The 17,379-nt window shown below is 56.6% G+C and carries 10 protein-coding genes; 7 read left to right on the top strand and 3 right to left on the bottom strand.

The window, feature by feature from the left end; genetic code table 11:
- Positions 1–103 precede the first annotated feature (103 nt).
- From drmA to JQ566_RS13585, 3 genes are all read left to right on the top strand, one after another.
- Positions 104–3,673, top strand: a complete 3,570-nt coding sequence (gene drmA / locus JQ566_RS13595) for a DISARM system helicase DrmA (RefSeq protein ID WP_212372738.1) — start codon at positions 104–106, stop codon at positions 3,671–3,673.
- The gene (gene drmB / locus JQ566_RS13590) at positions 3,673–5,520 is read left to right on the top strand and encodes a DUF1998 domain-containing protein (RefSeq protein ID WP_212372737.1); all 1,848 of its coding nucleotides are present in this window, start codon (positions 3,673–3,675) and stop codon (positions 5,518–5,520) included. Before drmA ends, drmB begins: the two co-directional genes overlap by 1 nt.
- Before the next feature lie 1,096 nt (positions 5,521–6,616).
- A complete protein-coding gene (locus JQ566_RS13585) occupies positions 6,617–7,318 on the top strand; it encodes a hypothetical protein (protein ID WP_212372736.1) in 702 nt (233 codons plus the stop codon).
- Between the two features lie 918 nt (positions 7,319–8,236).
- On the opposite strand, the gene JQ566_RS13580 is transcribed toward JQ566_RS13585, so the two are convergent.
- Both JQ566_RS13580 and JQ566_RS13575 read right to left on the bottom strand, forming a co-directional pair.
- Complete coding sequence (locus JQ566_RS13580; protein WP_212372735.1) at positions 8,237–8,617, bottom strand: hypothetical protein; 381 nt, start codon at positions 8,615–8,617, stop codon at positions 8,237–8,239.
- Positions 8,618–8,660: 43 nt separating this feature from the next.
- Entirely contained in the window at positions 8,661–9,650 is a 990-nt protein-coding gene (locus JQ566_RS13575; RefSeq protein ID WP_212373085.1) for a site-specific integrase, read from the bottom strand.
- Positions 9,651–10,022: 372 nt separating this feature from the next.
- On the opposite strand from JQ566_RS13575, the gene JQ566_RS13570 reads away from it, so the two are divergent.
- From JQ566_RS13570 to JQ566_RS13560, 3 genes are all read left to right on the top strand, one after another.
- Positions 10,023–10,379 (top strand): hypothetical protein, encoded by a 357-nt coding sequence (locus tag JQ566_RS13570; protein WP_212372734.1) that lies wholly within the window; start codon positions 10,023–10,025, stop codon positions 10,377–10,379.
- A 104-nt stretch (positions 10,380–10,483) separates the two neighbouring features.
- Entirely contained in the window at positions 10,484–12,811 is a 2,328-nt protein-coding gene (locus tag JQ566_RS13565) for a phospholipase D-like domain-containing protein (protein WP_212372733.1), read from the top strand.
- 7 nt (positions 12,812–12,818) lie between these two features.
- Complete coding sequence (locus JQ566_RS13560; RefSeq protein ID WP_212372732.1) at positions 12,819–14,429, top strand: hypothetical protein; 1,611 nt, start codon at positions 12,819–12,821, stop codon at positions 14,427–14,429.
- Positions 14,430–15,498: 1,069 nt separating this feature from the next.
- Here JQ566_RS13560 and JQ566_RS13555 read toward each other — a convergent pair.
- Positions 15,499–16,029: a hypothetical protein gene (locus JQ566_RS13555; RefSeq protein WP_212372731.1), complete on the bottom strand. Its 531-nt coding sequence runs from the start codon at positions 16,027–16,029 to the stop codon at positions 15,499–15,501.
- Positions 16,030–16,560: 531 nt separating this feature from the next.
- Between JQ566_RS13555 and JQ566_RS13550 the strand changes: the two genes are divergently transcribed.
- Complete coding sequence (locus JQ566_RS13550; RefSeq protein ID WP_212372730.1) at positions 16,561–17,379, top strand: hypothetical protein; 819 nt, start codon at positions 16,561–16,563, stop codon at positions 17,377–17,379.

Here is a 17,379-nt window from a genome sequence, read left to right as displayed (position 1 = left end):
AGCGAACAAGAGACAGCAGAGAGTGCGCGCGTGGAAATTCAAACGAATTTCGTGGGCGCAGCTTGCAGACAAGCTCGGACGGCCATGAGAGAGAAGGGCATAAATGCCGAATAGCAATGAAATCCGGGGTGGCATCGTCAACACCTTCCGCCGTGACTTGATCGGCCCGTTGCCCGTCAGTGTCGCGCCGACTGACGCGGAGCTGGAGCGAGAACGGCTCAGCGACCGGCCGTCGCGTTGGTATCTCGCTGGATTCATCGCGCCGACCGACGATCCTATGGCGCTCGACGCTGCAGAGGATGAGGTCGTTGATCCCAGCGCCCAGGAGGAGCTTGATCCGGAGACGGATGCTCCCGATCCGGCAGGGGCGGGTGGAGCGGCGGGAGATAACGAGACCCCAGATGCGCCGAATACGTCGCGCCGGTTCTTGCCGTCGTCGATCGGGCTTACAGTTCTGCTCGACCCAGACGTGACCGAAATCGAAGCAAACGTCAGTTGGGGAGACTATCGGACAGAGCCCCCGCTTCCTGAGAGCGTGTTGATCGGCGAATCCGAGCCTGAGGAGGTAAGCGCGGACGGAAAACGAAGGCGGAAGACTCGCGTCGCGGTCGAATGGGTCCGTATTCCCAAGGCACGCACCGAAACGATCAAACTGACGAAGGAGGGCCGAGCTAATCCGATTGTTGTTCGGGAAAGCGCCGCTGAGCAACGACGTGGCGGCGGGCTTCAGCTCGAATCCCATTCGCGCATTTTCGACTATGTGACGCCGGATGGCACACCTGAGCGGGTGCGGGCGCTAACCGTTTTTCTCGTCAATAGGCGGGCCATCGTGCCTCAGAGCAGTTACGCCGACGTCTCCTTTGCATTTCAGGCACGGCTTGAACTTGTCTGTCCGTCCGGGTTTCAGCCGCGCCGTGATTTGTCAGGCATGAAGACCAAGGATAGCGATCTGCAACTTGCTGATCTGCACTATCGCGACATCCGCGAATGGGCCGTTGGGCGCAATGCAGCCGCGGGTTGGAGCGCTCCGGAGAACGCGGCAGTAGCTGTTCAGCGCGTCTGGACCGACCCGCTTCCGATTGCAGAAGTCGAACGTGTGGCGCCCAATGAGGATGAAACGCTGACATCTCGCGTCGCTTTCGGCATGGAGGATCTTGTCGAGAAGGCCATTCAGGGCGAGAGGCCACTCGCCGATGCTCTCGCGGCTCTTCCAGACCTATACGAAGTGTGGATCGGGCTCGAGCGCGTGAAAGCCAAGAGTCTTTCAGGGCAACGTCAAGCGACCGCTGATCGCCTGATCGCGGATATGGAGGCCGCTCGCGACCGCATCGCGGCCGGCATCAATCTCGTAAGCTCAAACAGCATTGCGCGGACGGCATTTCGCTTCATGAATGCATCCATCACTATGGCTGCCCGCCGGCGCAACGCCGGTCCGAATGGAGACCCGGCGGCCCAGCGCAAGCCCGAATGGCGACCGTTTCAGCTCGCCTTCATTCTATTGAATCTGTCCGGTCTCGTGGAGAAGGCGCATCCCGATCGAGAGAAGGCGGACTTGCTGTTTTTCCCGACGGGGGGCGGCAAGACCGAGGCCTATCTGGGTCTTGCTGCTTTCGTCATCGCGTTCCGGCGGCTGACCGGCCCAGGCATTCTGGGCGCCGGCGTGGCTGTCATCATGCGCTACACGTTGCGCCTCCTGACGCTCGACCAGCTTGCCCGCGCCGCGGGCGTGGTCTGTGCCCTCGAGCTAATGCGGACAAATCCGGCCAATCTCGATGAGAAGGGAAGGCGACTCCTGGGCGATTGGCCGATCGAAATCGGGCTTTGGGTCGGGTCCGATGCGTCCCCCAACAAACTGGGTGGCAAAGGCAACACGGACGAACACACGGCGGTTGGACGCGTTCGCCGGTATCGAAACAACAAAGACAAAAGGGCGCCGGCTCCCCTAAAAGCCTGTCCATGGTGCGGAACGCCTTTCACGAAAAATTCCTTTGCTTGCCGTCCCAACGAGACGGCCCCGACCAACCTTGAGATCCGCTGTGACAACCTTTCCTGCGAGTTTACGGGTAACCGCGCTTTGCCCGTGCTCACCGTTGACGAGCCGATCTATCGTCGATTACCCGCGTTTCTGATAGCTACGGTCGACAAATTCGCGAGCTTGCCTTGGGAAGGGCAAACAGGCGCGTTCTTTGGACACGTTGATCGATATCAAGAGGGGCTCGGCTTCTTTGGAGCAGCTGAACCTCGACAAGGACAGCCGCTAGGGAACGGTTGGTCGCTCGATCCGCCGGACTTGATCATCCAGGACGAGCTTCATCTAATCGCTGGGCCACTTGGCACCGTCGCGGGTCTCTACGAATGCGCGATTGATCAGCTTGCGACGCGCACGAAAGGCGACAAGCGTATCCGACCGAAGATTGTTGCCTCAACCGCCACCGTTAGACGCGCTGCCGCGCAGATCGAGGCGCTTTTCGACCGGCCTTCGACACAGATTTTTCCGCCTCCGGGGGTCGACCGCACGGATAGCTTTTTTGCCCAGACGGTCCCCTCTTCCAAGAACCCTGCACGCTGGTATCTAGGCATAGCCGCGCAAGGCAAAGGTCCCAAGCTTGTCTATCTGCGAGCCCTCACGACCCTGTTGTCCGCGGCGCAAGCTGCTTACGACCGGGCCGCGGAATCTGTTCCGCCGGGCAAGAACAATCCGGCCGATCCATACATGACGGCGCTATGCTACTTCAACGCTCTCCGCGAACTGGGTGGAGCCAGACGGATAGTCGAAGACGAAGTCCGCGATCGCGTCAGCCGTTATGGCACACAGCGATGCCGGGTCGAACAACCGGACGTCATTTTCGCAGATCGACAAATCAAAGCTCCGATGGAGCTGACATCGCGCGAGTCGACCGACAAAGTCGCCGAGGCCAAGCAGCGCCTTGAAGCCGTCTTCGGTTCGCCGAATGAGGTCGTGGACGTAGCGCTTGCCACCAACATGATTTCGGTCGGTCTGGATATCACCCGACTAGGCTTGATGCTGGTCCAGGGCCAGCCGAAGACTGCGGCAGAGTATATTCAGGCTACGAGCCGCGTCGGTCGCGATCACGACCGTCCTGGTTTGGTGGTTGTTGTGCTTAACGTGCACAAGCCACGCGACCGAATGCATTTTGAGCAATTCTGCCAATTTCATCGAACTTTCTATCGAGCGGTCGAAGCCACCAGCGTAACACCGTGGGCAGCGAGGGCACTCGACAGGGCCTTGGCCGCAATCGTGGTCGCCGCCGCCCGTCACGTGGATGAGAGCCTAACTCCGGATACTGCTGTCGGGGTGCTTAAGGATCATCCTCTGACGCGACAGCGCGTTCGTGATGCAATTCTCAGTCGGGCTCCTGACAAGGCAATTGCCGGGGGCAAGACGGCTCTCGCCTTTCAGATTGACGCCATTCTCGACGCATGGATAGCGACCGCGCAAGATCAGGCCGCTGGCGGAAACGTTTTCGCCTACGCCCACAAAAAGAGTCCAAACCGACTGCTTCATATGCCGCTCGCGCCGGAAATACCCAACCTCTCGCAAGGCCATCAGCTTTTCATTGCGGGTCGGTCGATGCGCGATGTTGAACCCAGCGTGACGCTGAAGGTGAAAGACCCCGATGGAAAAGTCATAGCCAACGCGGATGACGTCTGATGAGCAAGAATACACAGCGCCTCAGCCAGGTCATTTCCACGTTCGGCCCGGGGGCTATGGTGGATTTGCCAACTCGATCCGTTGTCATCGGTGGACTCGAGCAATGGGACATGAAGGGCGGCGGGTTCACAACTTTATCAGAGCCGAGGCTTCAGGAGCGTCTCGAAAAGCTCCTGAAGGAGCGGAACCGGCTGGAACAGAGCAAGAGTCTTTCCCTTCGAACGCCCCCGACCACCGAAGCGGCGCCTAACGGAGAGCCTCGCGGCATATCATCGGCGATATTTCCGGCCTGGTTCGTCTGTGAGGAGGTCGACGTCGTGGGAACGGGGCCTGCGGGGTTTCGTCGCCGGAGGCTGGTGCGATGGAGAGATTTGGATGCCACGGGCCGCAAGCGTTTCAACTTCGACGATGGCCGAAAGAGCGAAGTAACGCCAATCCGCTTCGTTTGCGCCTGCACAAAGGGGCACTTGCAGGACATCGATTGGCGCTGGGTCGTGCATGGCACCACGGTTTGCCAGGAGCCGATGTGGGTAGAAGAAAAGGGGACCAGCGCCGACCCCGCAGATACTTCCGTCGTGTGCGCCTGCGGCAGGCGGCTATCCCTCCAAGAGGCGTTTATTCCAGGCAGGCTTGGAAAATGCCGAGGTGAGCGCCCATGGTTGCTCGACAAGGACCCGGATGGGTGTGATCTGAATCTAAAGCTTCTCACCCGAACGGCCACGAATACCTATTTTCCCCAGGTTCTAACGATTATCTCGCTCCCATCAGAAGAGGATGAGCTAACGAAGTTGGTTGCGGATCTCTCAGGGGAGCTCACCAACGTGAAATCAGTTGAGCATGTCGTCGGAGCAAAGCTGTTCAATCCCAAGGTTGCTGCTTCGCTCGGAGAGTTCGCCGATCAAGACATTTTTGATCGCCTTGTCAGAATTCGCGAAGGGGCAAAAGCCGATGCTTCAAAGTCCCCCAAGGTGGCCGAGTTCGATGTTTTCGCCAGCGGCCGCGACGAGATAGGGCAGAACCACCCGGCCGCCAAACTTTACGCTCAAACCTTGAAGCGGGAGACCTGGGCCGGCGCGCCGGATATTGATCTATCGAGCGTAAAAAGCCTCGTCGCAGTCCACAGGCTTCGAGAGGTTTCTTGCCTATATGGGTTTACGCGATTCGAAGCCGCACCCACGTCTAGCGATGGCGACATCGAGGACGTGAGCCTAGCGGTCGACGGTGCGCCAATATCGAGAGACGCTGATTGGTTACCTGCGATCGAACAGTTTGGCGAAGGCCTGTTTGTGCACTTTGACGAGGCCAAAATCCGCGCTTGGATGAACGGGGAGCCGGCTAAGGAACGAGATTCGAAGCTGATCGCTGGGTTTCAGCATTGGTCGCTCCGATTTGGAGGTAAAGGTCCGAAGTATCCCGGTCTGCCCTATGCACTACTGCATAGCCTGTCGCACGCGCTCATGTCTGAAATTGCCCTTGATTGCGGATATCCAGCCAGTGCCCTCAAGGAAAGGATTTACGCGCTGCCTGAGGTCGACGGAGGCCGCTTCGGGCTACTGATCTATACCGCGACGGCTGGAGCACAGGGAACTTTGGGAGGCCTCGTAGCGACTGCTCCTCGATTCGCCTCCATCCTCAAATCGGCCTTGGATCGAGTTGCGATATGCTCGAACGACCCGGTTTGCTCTGATCACGAGCCCGACACTCAGAGCGGTGATCGCGCAACCCACGGAGCCGCTTGCCACAGCTGTTTGCTCATCGCGGAGACGAGCTGCGAAAGCCGAAATCTATACCTCGATCGAGCGCTTCTGACCGCGACGATGTCTGCGGCGGGCGAAGCGTTTTTCTAAGTCGATCGAGCAACAAAATTGCGCGCATGGACCGAGAGCTGAAACATTGATTCCGAGAATCATGTTGACTACTCGCTTGAACAAACTCCCAAGGGCAATCGAAGGAACTCGGCCGCGTTAGATATCAGCAGCTGACGTAGCGAAGTTCAGCCATCTTACTCGGACTCGTTTCGAGTCTCTCGCTCGTTGTGAGCTCGCACGTTGATTTGGAGCGCGTGAGCGCTGGAATGGTGCCTCCGGCCGGAAATAATTTGCGCCTGCTACCCGCGCAGCGAATATGCATTCGAGCTTGTGCCAACGCGTTTCCGGAGATTGTCAGGCTTGGCCCAGGCTGATCCGCTACAAAAAAACTGAACCTATTTTCAGGAGGTCATTCTCCGCAATTATGGTCTTCTATCCGCCTAGGACGTCTTCCACCTGCCCGCTAGCTGGGAACATAATGCAAAATTTCCTCCCGTAATTTGGTGTCCAGTTCGCAAATTCTGCGGAAATCGCACGCTATATTTCTATGAGATAACGTTGTAACGCCATTTTTCTTGTCACTTCATACAGATTGGGGTGCCGGTTTCTGTGCGAAGTGCACAGAAATTCTGTGCGGCCCCTACAGAACTTTCAACTCGTTCTGTCTAACCGCTCCCATCTGTTGCGCGGGCGGGAGCTCGCGTTGCGGACATCACGACGCGGTCCGATCGATTAACGTGTTCAGCGTGTGGTGGAACTCTGGCCTCCGACTTCCAACTCCATCGCGGCTGGGCGGCAAAGCGGATCATCTCGCGCAACAGTTCGGCATGAGAGGTCTTCTCCATTGCGTGCGCAGGTTCATCGAATGGGAACTCAGGATCCGAACTTGGCGACTGATTCTCGCTGCGCTAGGACGTGACGTCCAGTTTCTGAGACAATCCAACATGCCGCTAACAGTCACGTTCCATCGCACTCGAACAACGACCGCATTGGTCCTCTCGAAAACGATCGCAATGAGGGTTGCGAGCAGTTTCCCAAAGGTCGGGGCAATAACGAGCTCCCGGACCACTACCTCGACGATCTCACCGACCGGGGCCTTAAGATCGGCGCCGAAGCAGTCGAAGAGGCGGTGATCGTGGCGCTGGACGAGGATCCCGATCCGGAGCAGGCCGCAGATCAGGCACAGACCTCGACGCCCGAGAATAAAGCGAACGAGGATCCCTCAACATCGAAGCCCTTTGCGACCCCGCCAAGTCCTGGACCGGCGAGCCAAGCAATGGACCCCGACGATGTCGCCGCTATCGAGGAGCTCGATGACCACCCGTCTCATCACACCGGGAGGCCTGATTGGCGACGCGTGGCGAAGCTCGCCGGGCAGTCGAAGACTGTCAGGAAGGAACGCACCCGCGAGCGCGACCTACACCTCAAAGAGCTAGAGAATGCCGCGTTGCTCCGCATCAGGGCGGATCGAAAGCGCACAACGGATAGCCAGCGCCAGCAGCGTCACCGTGCTTCTAAAGATGCCCAAAACCAGAAGGCGCTCGAACGGCTCATGCGGGCGACCTCGAACCCGGCCGCGCACCCCCAGCAGGCCAAGAGGCTGGAGCAACTCCGGGGGAATGAAGTCGCCTATACCCGCTTCTACGGCGAATTCTGCGAGGCCAGAGAGAGCGGTGCGAAGACCTCAGGCCAGAAGTTGGCCGACCTTTACAATGACGCCTGGGGCGAGAATATCAACCGGGATACAGCCATACGTTGGAAGCAGATTTGCCTCGATTTGGAGGCCAAAGGAGGGCCTTGGTTTGTCCGGCAGGGTCCAACAAAACGGTCTAGCTAAACCGGCAGGGTCCAACAAAATCTAACCCGGCTTGTTGGACCCTGATATCTGCTAGGATAGGAATAATGGGTGGATATTCAGATGCTTCGTGCTTCATTGGTCGGCGAACTTCGTGTCACGATTTTTTCAATACTAGTTTAGTTGTTAGTATAGAGGTTACTTAAAGAGAGGGGACAAGCGTGACAGCGAAACTCGCGGTCTCCCTCGCTACGCTCGGTCGCTTCGCTCCTGGGGGCTGCCGCCCCCAAACCCCGGCCGGCCTGCGGCCGGCTCTTGATCCCATCTCCGGAGATGAAGATCCTCCCGGAGACGAAGATCCTGCTTCAGGAGACGGAGCCCTTCCGGCCATGCTCGCCGCCTTCAGCGGCTCACCCACCGACCGTCGGGTTGACTGGAGGCCTTCCGCGCCCCGCGCCGTGACTCAGAAACCGGCCCAGGATTCGTTGTTTCAGCCCCGGGGTGTCCCAAACGGCGACGGACCTCTCCGCGCCATCAGCGACCTTCTAATCGCGTTCGGCCCTACCTTGGGAATGTCCCAGGTATCAGCTGCGTAAGTAGCCACGCTGTGACGGTATCCCTCCATTGAGGGCCGCCTTGCCTGATGAGCGGGGTCGCTGCAGGTCCTAGGGGTAATCCAAGGGCAAGCACGCTGAAGCGAGTAGAGCGCCGTTCGTGCCGGTCGAGATTGGGTCGTGTGTGCCGCCACGGGAAGTGGCCGAAGCGCCATTGACGGCAGCGGCGGCGCGTCGATCGACCACGGCCCCTCTGCGCAACTAGTGCTCTGCAGATAGAAGACTAAAGGCCAAGGGTAAAGCGGAAAAGTTTGGTGGACCCGTTACGCAATGGATTGGGCTTCCTAAAAAGGTTCTAGGACCTCGCTCGTCGCGAAGCCCTAGAAGGGACGACCGCAAAGGCAGGTTACTGAAATCTATAACCACCGATCGCGCAAAATTCGCTTGCTGTATCATTCATCATCGAACTGCTTTCGGCACCCATTTTGTAGTGATAGCCAACGATAGTGCCGTTCCGCTGTGTTACCGAGCCCAACACAGTCTGAAAACCTACATAACCACCGTAAGAGTTCTTGGCGTTGACCTGGAAGCAGTAGTCGGGCGCATCTGCCCGAGCCTTGATTAGATTGGGCCACCGGTATTGAGCCGATAGTGGATCCTTTAGCCGGCTCCCATACGTGCTCGTGATGATCTTCTTCTCAGCATCCGTCAGCTGGCGTTGTTGCGCGGAGCTAGTGCCCACCGCAAAGGTAGTTAGGACGACGAGCGCAAGTGTGGTTCTGAGCATTCTCTCTTTTCCTGTTTACTCGGTGAAGTGAGTGGATGGAGCGCTACCCAAGGCGTGCGACCAGATCGACCGCGCGCAAATGCGTGTATCTCTGCAGCATTTTGAGCTCGCGATGTCCCGAGATCGCGCTGACTTCGGCGATATTGAGACCCTTCTCGAAAAGCCGAGAGATCGCCTCATGTCGCAAGTCGTGGAAGTGAAAATCCGACATTCCGGCGCGGACCCGCAGGTGCTCGAACGCCAGCCGCACCGAGTTGCCTGTCACCGGAAAAACTCGCTCTACCTTTGCGCCGTTCGTTCGAAGGTCCTGCAGTGTCTGGACTGCCCGCCGTGACAAGGGCACATCGCGGCTATCACCATTCTTCGTCAATGGAAGATGCGCAACGGCCTGCTTCAGGTCGACGTGTTCCCACTTGAGATCCAGCAGCTCTCCCCGCCGCATACCTGTTTCGATCGCAAGGATAATCAGCGGCTTGAGCAGCGGGGTGCGTCCGCGGTCGCAGGCATCAAGCAGTCGTTGCTCTTCGCCGTCCTTAAGCCTGCGTGTTCGACCACGCGGGACTGGTGGACGTCTGACCAACTTGACGGGATTGCGAGGGACCCAAAGACCCCACTCGCGGGTCGCGACTTCAATTGCGTGCGATACGGTGTTGAGCTCTCGAACGACCGTCGCGGGGGCAACAGTCTTGAGCCGCTCGTCTCGATAGGTCGCGACGTCTGAACTGGTAAGCTTGGCGAGCGTGCGGTGAGAGATGGGGCAGCGCACAATAGTATTGATTCGCGCTTTCTCGGAGACGGCACCACGCTTGGTAGGTGTCACCTCATTCGCGTAACGGGACAGAAGCTCCCCTAGCGTCGTCTTCTCGGCAGCGCGCGTATCAGCGACCCAGCCAGACCGATCAGCTTCTGCCTCAAGATCGCGGGCCCAACGTTCCGCTGCAGTCTTGGTATCGAACGACTTGGCGCGGGGAGGGACGCCTCGACGACGCACCTGCGCCTGCCAACGTCCTCTGAGCTTTCTGATAGTCGCCACGGTCGTCGCTCGGATCACCTTGTTTTCTCGATACAAGGACGCCGGCGACTCGGTGCCAAGGATTATCCCGGCGCGGTCTAGGAAAAGCTGGGTGTGCCGCTTCTGTGCCTATTCCAAGCCACGGTCCGAGCCAGGACGCGGAAATGCCTATGGGATCAATGGGGACCGAGCAGGCTTAGCTGCGATTGAGCTTCTGCCGCGTTGCCGTGATGAGGCAGCGCTCTCATGCTGCCCCGAATACGGTCGGGGAGTAAAAATGCTGCGACTGCGAGATGCAACGCAATCTACGACGAACCTACGAGACAATCACAGATTGTTGTTACCACAAGTCTGTGGTCGACTAGCCGGCATTGATTCACTCCATGAGGCTTTATGGCAACCAATCCTGGCGTAAATCCAATTTTTCCAATGGTCGCCTTTTCGCTTGCAGAACGGCAAGCAATTATGCGTCTCTCCCGTCACTTCTATCTTACGCGGGCAGCTGACCCCCTTCAGATCGGAAATAGCCCTTATCGTTCGTTCTTGATGCGCCCAACGGAGGCGGTCTCCACCGTGCTCAGCGTCGAGCGCAAGATTGGTGTTTTGTTTTCGGACTATGAGACTTTCGAATCTAGAACTTTGCGCGCCATCGATATGGTTTGCGACCAATTCGATGATGTGAGGGTCGACAGGTCTTTGCGATTCTTGATCAGCAGGGACAAAAATATCGAAAACAGCATTCGCCACTAAGTTCAATTGAAATGACAGACTCGCCGTTCGGTCCACGAGACTTGCTTTTGGCGGAGCGATGGTCCTCGTTGTTGTTCACAACCTACTCTTTGAGTTTGTCCTTCGTGGAGTCCGCCATCGTCTCTGCTGTCGCTCGCAATTACCGTGGGCTCACCATACTAGCCGACATCGAAGGTTACAGAACGTCTCTTGCTGATGCAGGAGCGGTAGGTGCTGGACGAAATTACGATGTCGTTCCCGTGGGCGTTAAGCCGGCAGGCGTATTCCATCCCAAAATCAGCGTCCTCGTTGCGGAAAACGGCGCTGTGCGCGCAACGATTGGCTCAGGAAATCTAACCTTCGGAGGGTGGGGCTACAACACGGAGGTGTTGGACGTTCTTGCCCCCGAACGCGACAGTGCTTGCTTTGGAGACATTGCACAGTTCTTTGAGGCGTTTGGAGATCATCGCGATCGTATAAGCGTCGAACGCATGCCTGATCTTTCACCTTTCATCGCGGCATGCCGCCAGTCCTCTCGCGCGAGAGAAGCTGGTAATTCGCGTGTGCTCCATACGATGTCTGAGCCCTTGGACAAGCAGCTTGCGGACATGGCAGCGGATGCCGGCGGTGCAGTGTCGTTGACCGTCGTGTCGCCGTTTTTCTCGCTGCATCATGGAGTGAAGCAGTTGGCGCAAAAGCTGTCTTGCGATGAAGTGTTTGTAGCCGTGCCACCAAGGGCGCCAGAAATATTCGACTTTGCCGCAAGTGCCGAGGTTGGCTTCAGGGTCGCGCCAGTAGCTGCCGACTTGTTCAATGACACACGATCGCTCCACGCCAAGCTCTTCGAGATCAATTGTCGGCGCGGAAGCTTCGTTGTGACAGGTAGTGCTAATGCCACTACTGCAGCGTTGTCGGGTAGGAATATTGAGGCAGTCGTTGTTAGAAGGTTCGATAAGTCCTACTCATTCGGTTGGCGCCCCTCTGGTTCGCACAGCGGTAAAGCCACGGGGGAAAGAGCTCCAGATGAATTGCGGGGACCCTGCATCGTCGCGCATCTCAACAGCCGACGTATTAGCGGCCGTATCCTTGGATTGGCAAATACCAAGGGCGCCTGGAGTGGTCTGCTTTCATCGGGCGCCCGGCGCGATCCGATAGGCGGCATTACGGTGGATGAGGAGGGCCGTTTTAACGCCTTGGTTCCGGCCGAGGTTGACCCAATTGCCCGAGCATCGTCGGTTCAGCTCATATTGGAGCGTCAGGATACCGAGCTGCGCGGATGGCTTGTAATTGAAGAGATGCTCGGCGCCGTTCGTGAAAAGGGGCCGATCGCGCGGTCCTTAGGTCGGATACTGAGCGGCACGAGCGCGAGCGCCGATATCGCCGCTATTCTGCAATACCTTGCGCGCTCGCCAGAGGCCGCGCTCGATGCGGCGGATCGTCAGTGCGGTGCACGCGCGGATCGAACTATGCCGCCTAGCTTGACGTCCAATATTGACGCATCCACGTTCAATCCGATCAGCGCATTCGACATGAATTCGAGATGGCGGGGTGGGGCCCTGCAGGGTGGTTTTGATGGGTTGTTCGACGCGTTGCTCCGTCGCTTCGCATCGTCTCTTCCCGATGTCGAAGATGATGCGCTCGACGATGAAGATGAGGAGGAGCTTACGGCTTCCACGCGGTCATCGAGCAGAGATGCAAAGAAGCGTGCCAAGCGTCCTGCGATTTCATTGGCAAGGAAAGCATTTGCCGCAATGTTCGCACTACTTGAGCAGCGTCCGCGAGGAGCCGATCGTGTCTCGGGTTTATACGCGCTTTTTGACATGATTCTGCAAATCGCGCCCCGTTGCGACAGCGCCGACGAACTGACCAGCGAATGCTTTGCTAAGTGGCTTGCAGCCGCCAGAGGCTGCAGGAGCGGGCAGGGTCAATTCTCGCCTCTCGATCGTTCTGTTGCCGCCGTTCTGACAAAGATAGTCATGGAAGATCCGAAGCAGGCGACGGTGGCCCATGCGCAGTTGCAGGAATGGCTCGGATCAGAAGTAGATGAGGCGACGAAACAGTCTCTCACTCCGAACGCGGAGAGAATCGATGAACGCCGGATTGCACCGGGGGTGGGGCAAACAAGCTGGGATGCGGCTTGGAATGGGATGCTTGCGACGACAACGCCGTGGGCGGCAGCCAAGGCGCTTGAAAGGTCAATGGGCGGGGGCGGGCCATTGCTCTTTCCCAATGGGCTAACTGTAGACGAAATCAACGAGATCCGAGCCGTAGTAAATAAAGATACGAAGAAAGACAGTGTGTTGATTGGACCGATAGCCCGAGGCCGCAAGGCAGCTTGTCCGAGATGCAACTACTTACTTCCTGCCGTGCAACGCGCCCGGCTGTGGGAGTGTCACGTCGCAACGTGCGACAACCCACGTTGTCACCGCGTCATCATAAATACATCGCATTGAGAAACGTATGTCCTCGCTCTCCGAAATTGACGCGGCCTTCAGCGAACCGCCTGGCTTTCGAATTGTAGATAGACTTGCAATAGCAGAAAGCGGAGTTGATCCGATCGGCCTTAGGCAATTGAACCTTGACCTGATGGACGAAACCGTTCCGGGTATAAATAACGTAACGATGCTCGTCCGACCTTACTGCTTCATGGCGTGGGCATGGTGGAAGGCTCGCCAAGTCGCCGCGGTTGATGGCGAGGTCGACCCTAAAGAAATGGCGGAACTGGTCGCTCGATACGAGGCAATCTATGCCTGGGCCCATTGCCTTGCAGAGAATCCGTTTCGTGGGGCAGCGGCTGTGCGAGCATATCTGCCATTGAAGGGCTCATCTGAATCATTTTCCTTTAAGGGAGAGAAGTGGGAGCAATATAAGAAGCGCATGACGAGCATAATGGCACCGACAGAATACGGTCCTTCGCTAAAATCGCTTCATTTCCTGCAAAGCGAAGGGCAGGGCACTTTCCGCTGCTCACAAGAGGCAGAAGCCGCAGTCGTTCAGATCGACAAAGCTGTAAGTTCTTGCATCCCAACGCATATACTGGCGAGGAAGCCACCAAGCGTCACTTGTGAGCAGGTAGAGCCAATTGCGATTAAGCTGCCAATTCAAGAGGCAAGCAAGAAAGAGCGAGATGTGTTCCGCTTCTTGTTCTATCAGGCCGGCGCAAGCGATCGTGCTCACAGAGACATGCGTCGGCGAAAGGCGACTATCGATCTCATCCATGACGTGATGCCCCCTTCTGGAAGAGAAGTCTCGGTAAGTGAGATCCGACGAAGGCTTGCGGCTGGAGGTAGTTCGCGCAAGGATCAAGAGGTTCAGATCTCGTCGATCCTACTCGCTATTCTTCAGGCCCGACAACTGCAACGATTGGCGGTCGAAAGTATGATGCTTTGGGTGGAACAGAGTCTTTCCCATAATGTCGCTGAGGGCAAGCGCACCGAGCAATTAGCGATAGAAGCCAATTCTGAAGCATCCAAATATGATGACATGATCGCATCATCCAAGTCGGTGGCCGAATATGTAGACGCGGTTTTGGCGGCCGGAAACGGAATTGGATGGCCTAAAGCGGCGGCATCGGCAAAGACGGATATCGTTGAGTTGATGGGACGTCTTCAGGAAGCGCAACGGCGTGACATACCCAAGATACCAGGACTTGCGCTTCGTGCATTTGCGGTTGTCTATGCCGTCACTCAAGCGATGAGAGAGTCGGTGGACAAGCTTCCTGAAACGCCTAATCCTGTAGAGGCTCGACCTGACCGGCTACCGATGGGACTAATGGTCCGGCGCATCGATGCGATCCGAAACAAGCCGCTCGTTTCGCTATGGTGCGACGTCATTGAGAATTGGATAGTTGCGCAGCATGTCCATTGGTCCGCAATCCGCAGCATAGACGGGAAAAAGAGACTGCGCATAGCGTTAGAGACGTCCGGTTGGATCAGAGTGCGCTCTAGCCCTAGCCGAGCATTTGTCCCCACCCCAGACAGGTTGCTAACGCTTCTGTCCCTCGGGTCTGAATGTGGTTTGTTCAAGAGGCAGGACGGCGATCAGCCGCTCTTCGGCAGAACTGTGGGTTAGGGCATCTGATAATGTTCCGGTGCCCCCCCGACCGTCAAAGTGGGCTTATGTATCGCGAGTTTAAGACCTCAGAATGCAGGGGTTCCGCACCTTGGAAACTAGTATCGTGGAGCACAGGTTTTCGCGACATCGAATTTGCCCCCGCACGGAGACGCTCATCATTGGAACATTCAATCCGGAGACGTCGAGCAATAAGGCGGAGTTCTTCTATAACACCGGCCGCAACTATCTTTGGCGCTTGCTTCCTGGAGCTTTTGGAGAGAAGTCCCTGCAGCAAAGTAATGTGACGGATAAGATTGAGTTCATTCGGGCGAAGCGTATAGACTTCATCGATCTCATTGCGAGCGTTGAGGTGAAAAGCGGCCGAGAAGGAGTTCGAAGCGACGTTTATCTCTCTTCCAGAGTTCGATCGTGGACGGATGTAATCAGAGAGACTGATCGACTTTCAGAGTTGCGGCGTGTTTGCTTCACGCGGAAAACGTTTCACAAGATTCCAGAGATAAGGAGTAGGATCGAGGCGGTCTCCGAGAAGTTGAGAGAGCGAGCCATCGAGCTGAAGTATATCGTATCACCGGCTCGATACTACAGTCTCGATAAGCAGAGAGAATGGACGGAATTCGTCACGTCCAGGTAAAGCACATTGATCGATCTGCTGCTGAAGGAGCGGAGCAAACTTCGGGGATCGAGTTGGGTCTGAACGCTCCATGAGCGAGGATGCGCCTGCGATGTGGCGTGCCGTTCGGACAAGACGCTCGAGATCTTCATCAGGCTTGCTGCTGCAGAGATAGAGAACCTTGCAGGCGCAAGCTTAATTGAGTCCTGCTTCAGTAGCGGCAAGCTCGACTCGCGTGCCGTTGGCGTGGTCATACACGAAAGCAGATCGTATCTACTCGTCTAAGTTCTTGACCTCTTGTCAAATCCGACCGGAAGAGCGTTGCCCTGCCAGTGCCATGGTCCATCGTGGGATATGCGTCTGCCGCAAGTCGCCTAATGGCCGCGCAATCTTGTTAGTGTGCTGGAGAGCGCCAACTGCAAAGTTTAGGACCAGCGTTTCATAAAACTGCGCAAACTAACGGCTGCATGAGAGCGTTTTTCCGTCGGCTTGTTTTGTGCAATACTTCATATCACTCCAGAACTCCTCAGCGATCTGCCAAGAGCTTCCATTCGGCTGCCATATTACGTCTCTTTGACCGATAACTAAGCGTGGAGGACTTTCATCGACGGTCATCTCAAACTTGCTCTCTTCTGTCCAGAAGCCCTTACCCGCTCCCGGTGCGGCTAGTGCCTCCTGAACATCGATTCTCACGCTGGAGATTCTCATCTGCGACCAATAATTCAAAACTTCTTCTCTGTCCTGCAGAGGTAACGAGGATTGCTCAGCGGTCAGGTTGGTCGAAAGAAACGGTTTTGAAACATACCAAGTCCTCAGCTTCGCGGTGTCTCGAGTCTTGAGGTCGGTCGCAAATCTATTCGCCAGTGATTGAAAGTCGGGCGTCGTTTCGCTTAGCGCGATATTGCAAGCGGCAAAGAGGGCGAAACGCATCGTTGCGGACGCGAGACCTAAACAACGTTTGCCCGCTCCAAAGGCAAATTGCTCCACTGTTTATTACTCCTTCCTCTGTTAGAGAATTTATTGCTTGTGGTCGAATTTTCGCGTTGCTGGTCATCTTAGGTTCAAAAAAAATGTAGACAATCTTTGATTGCGCGATAGTCTCAACGTCGGAATGGGATGATGCGCCGTCGCATCCATCGCGGGCAGTGAGTTCTGCCAGCGAGGGCGGTGCTAGATTTTTTGACGCCTTACCTATTTGATAGTTCGTCCGAGTTGTCGGGGGATAACTCATTGCTTTGCCGAATTAAATTTGGCGCATGTCGCACTCTGAGCTGGGTAAATTTGTCTCTGCTCCTCGCCATACTTTCGTTGCTGACTTTAAGGTGCCACGCTGCCGCACTTGATGATGTTCGAGACCGTGATGCGCTTCTATGGCGCCCGAACGGGATGTATTGCGCTAAACAACTTCCCCAAACGAATCTGGCAAGCGCCTTTCGAGAATGTCCGGCCGGCGAGACGTGCTTTCCTAGCGCGACTATTGCTGGAGCTGCCGGGGCGCCGCAGTGCGAAGATGGCGATATGACTCTCTTCGCCGGCCTGCTGTGCTTCAGCGGCGAAGAATTAGGTTGTTCGTCAGTCAAAGACTCTCAGAATACTACAACGGGGCAATGGTATCGATCGCCTCGTCTTCGCCAATTTCCAAGGCTCCACAACGTAAACAGCTTCTCTGCCGACCATTCTCTCGGTGTCATGCTTTGGGTCACGATCAGGCCGGCTCCCGAACACCTGAAGCGCTTTAAGTGGTGGATCGACTGGTTGGGTCGAAATCAAAGGTGCGTGGAAGAGGGATGCACCAAAAAGGCGGCGCGCTTCTGTCCCGACGATGACGTCGATGGCAATCCGGATGCGGTCTTGGGTTGCACGCTAAAGCCAGGAGATTTTGCGGTGCTCGGCGCAGTCGTCAAGCACTTAAAAGTCTCAGTAGATGACGCCACGTTCGCAGATGCGCTGAAGCGGGCAGAGCCCGACGCGCTAGCTTGGGTGTTGCAGAACGCTCAGACCAATGCGCCAGGATATGCGCAGCATCTTGCGGCAGTTTCAATTCTGCTGCTGGCGAATATTGGGATGCCAGCAGATCAAGGAACTCCGCTTGGAATGGCCGCGCTTCATATATCTCGGCAGCAACCGAAGAATCCATTTTTTAGCTGGCTAGCGAAGCGTCCTGCTTCGGAGACTGCGCAGCTAGCCTTGGATCAATGTCCAAGAACTGCGAGGGATGTTCCTCCCGAGACGGACCGTTTTCAGTGGTCGTGGCAGAGGGAAGACGCCGAGGAGGCGTGGAAGCGCACGATGCTTTGGGAATGCCATTTCATAAGCAAGCTATTACTCGAAAAGTGA

This window comes from Bradyrhizobium sp. SZCCT0231 (genome assembly GCF_018130245.1).
GTDB lineage: Bacteria > Pseudomonadota > Alphaproteobacteria > Rhizobiales > Xanthobacteraceae > Bradyrhizobium > Bradyrhizobium japonicum_F.
Note: the sequence above shows the minus strand (reverse complement) of the source record. Positions and strands in the feature narration are given on the sequence as shown.

Coding starts and splice junctions, on each gene's coding strand:
- drmA (WP_212372738.1), top strand. CDS start 104: ATGCCGAATAGCAATGAAATCCGGGGTGGCATCGTCAACACCTTCCGC.
- drmB (WP_212372737.1), top strand. CDS start 3,673: ATGAGCAAGAATACACAGCGCCTCAGCCAGGTCATTTCCACGTTCGGC.
- JQ566_RS13580 (WP_212372735.1), bottom strand. CDS start 8,617: ATGCTCAGAACCACACTTGCGCTCGTCGTCCTAACTACCTTTGCGGTG.
- JQ566_RS13570 (WP_212372734.1), top strand. CDS start 10,023: ATGGCAACCAATCCTGGCGTAAATCCAATTTTTCCAATGGTCGCCTTT.
- JQ566_RS13560 (WP_212372732.1), top strand. CDS start 12,819: ATGTCCTCGCTCTCCGAAATTGACGCGGCCTTCAGCGAACCGCCTGGC.
- JQ566_RS13550 (WP_212372730.1), top strand. CDS start 16,561: ATGACTCTCTTCGCCGGCCTGCTGTGCTTCAGCGGCGAAGAATTAGGT.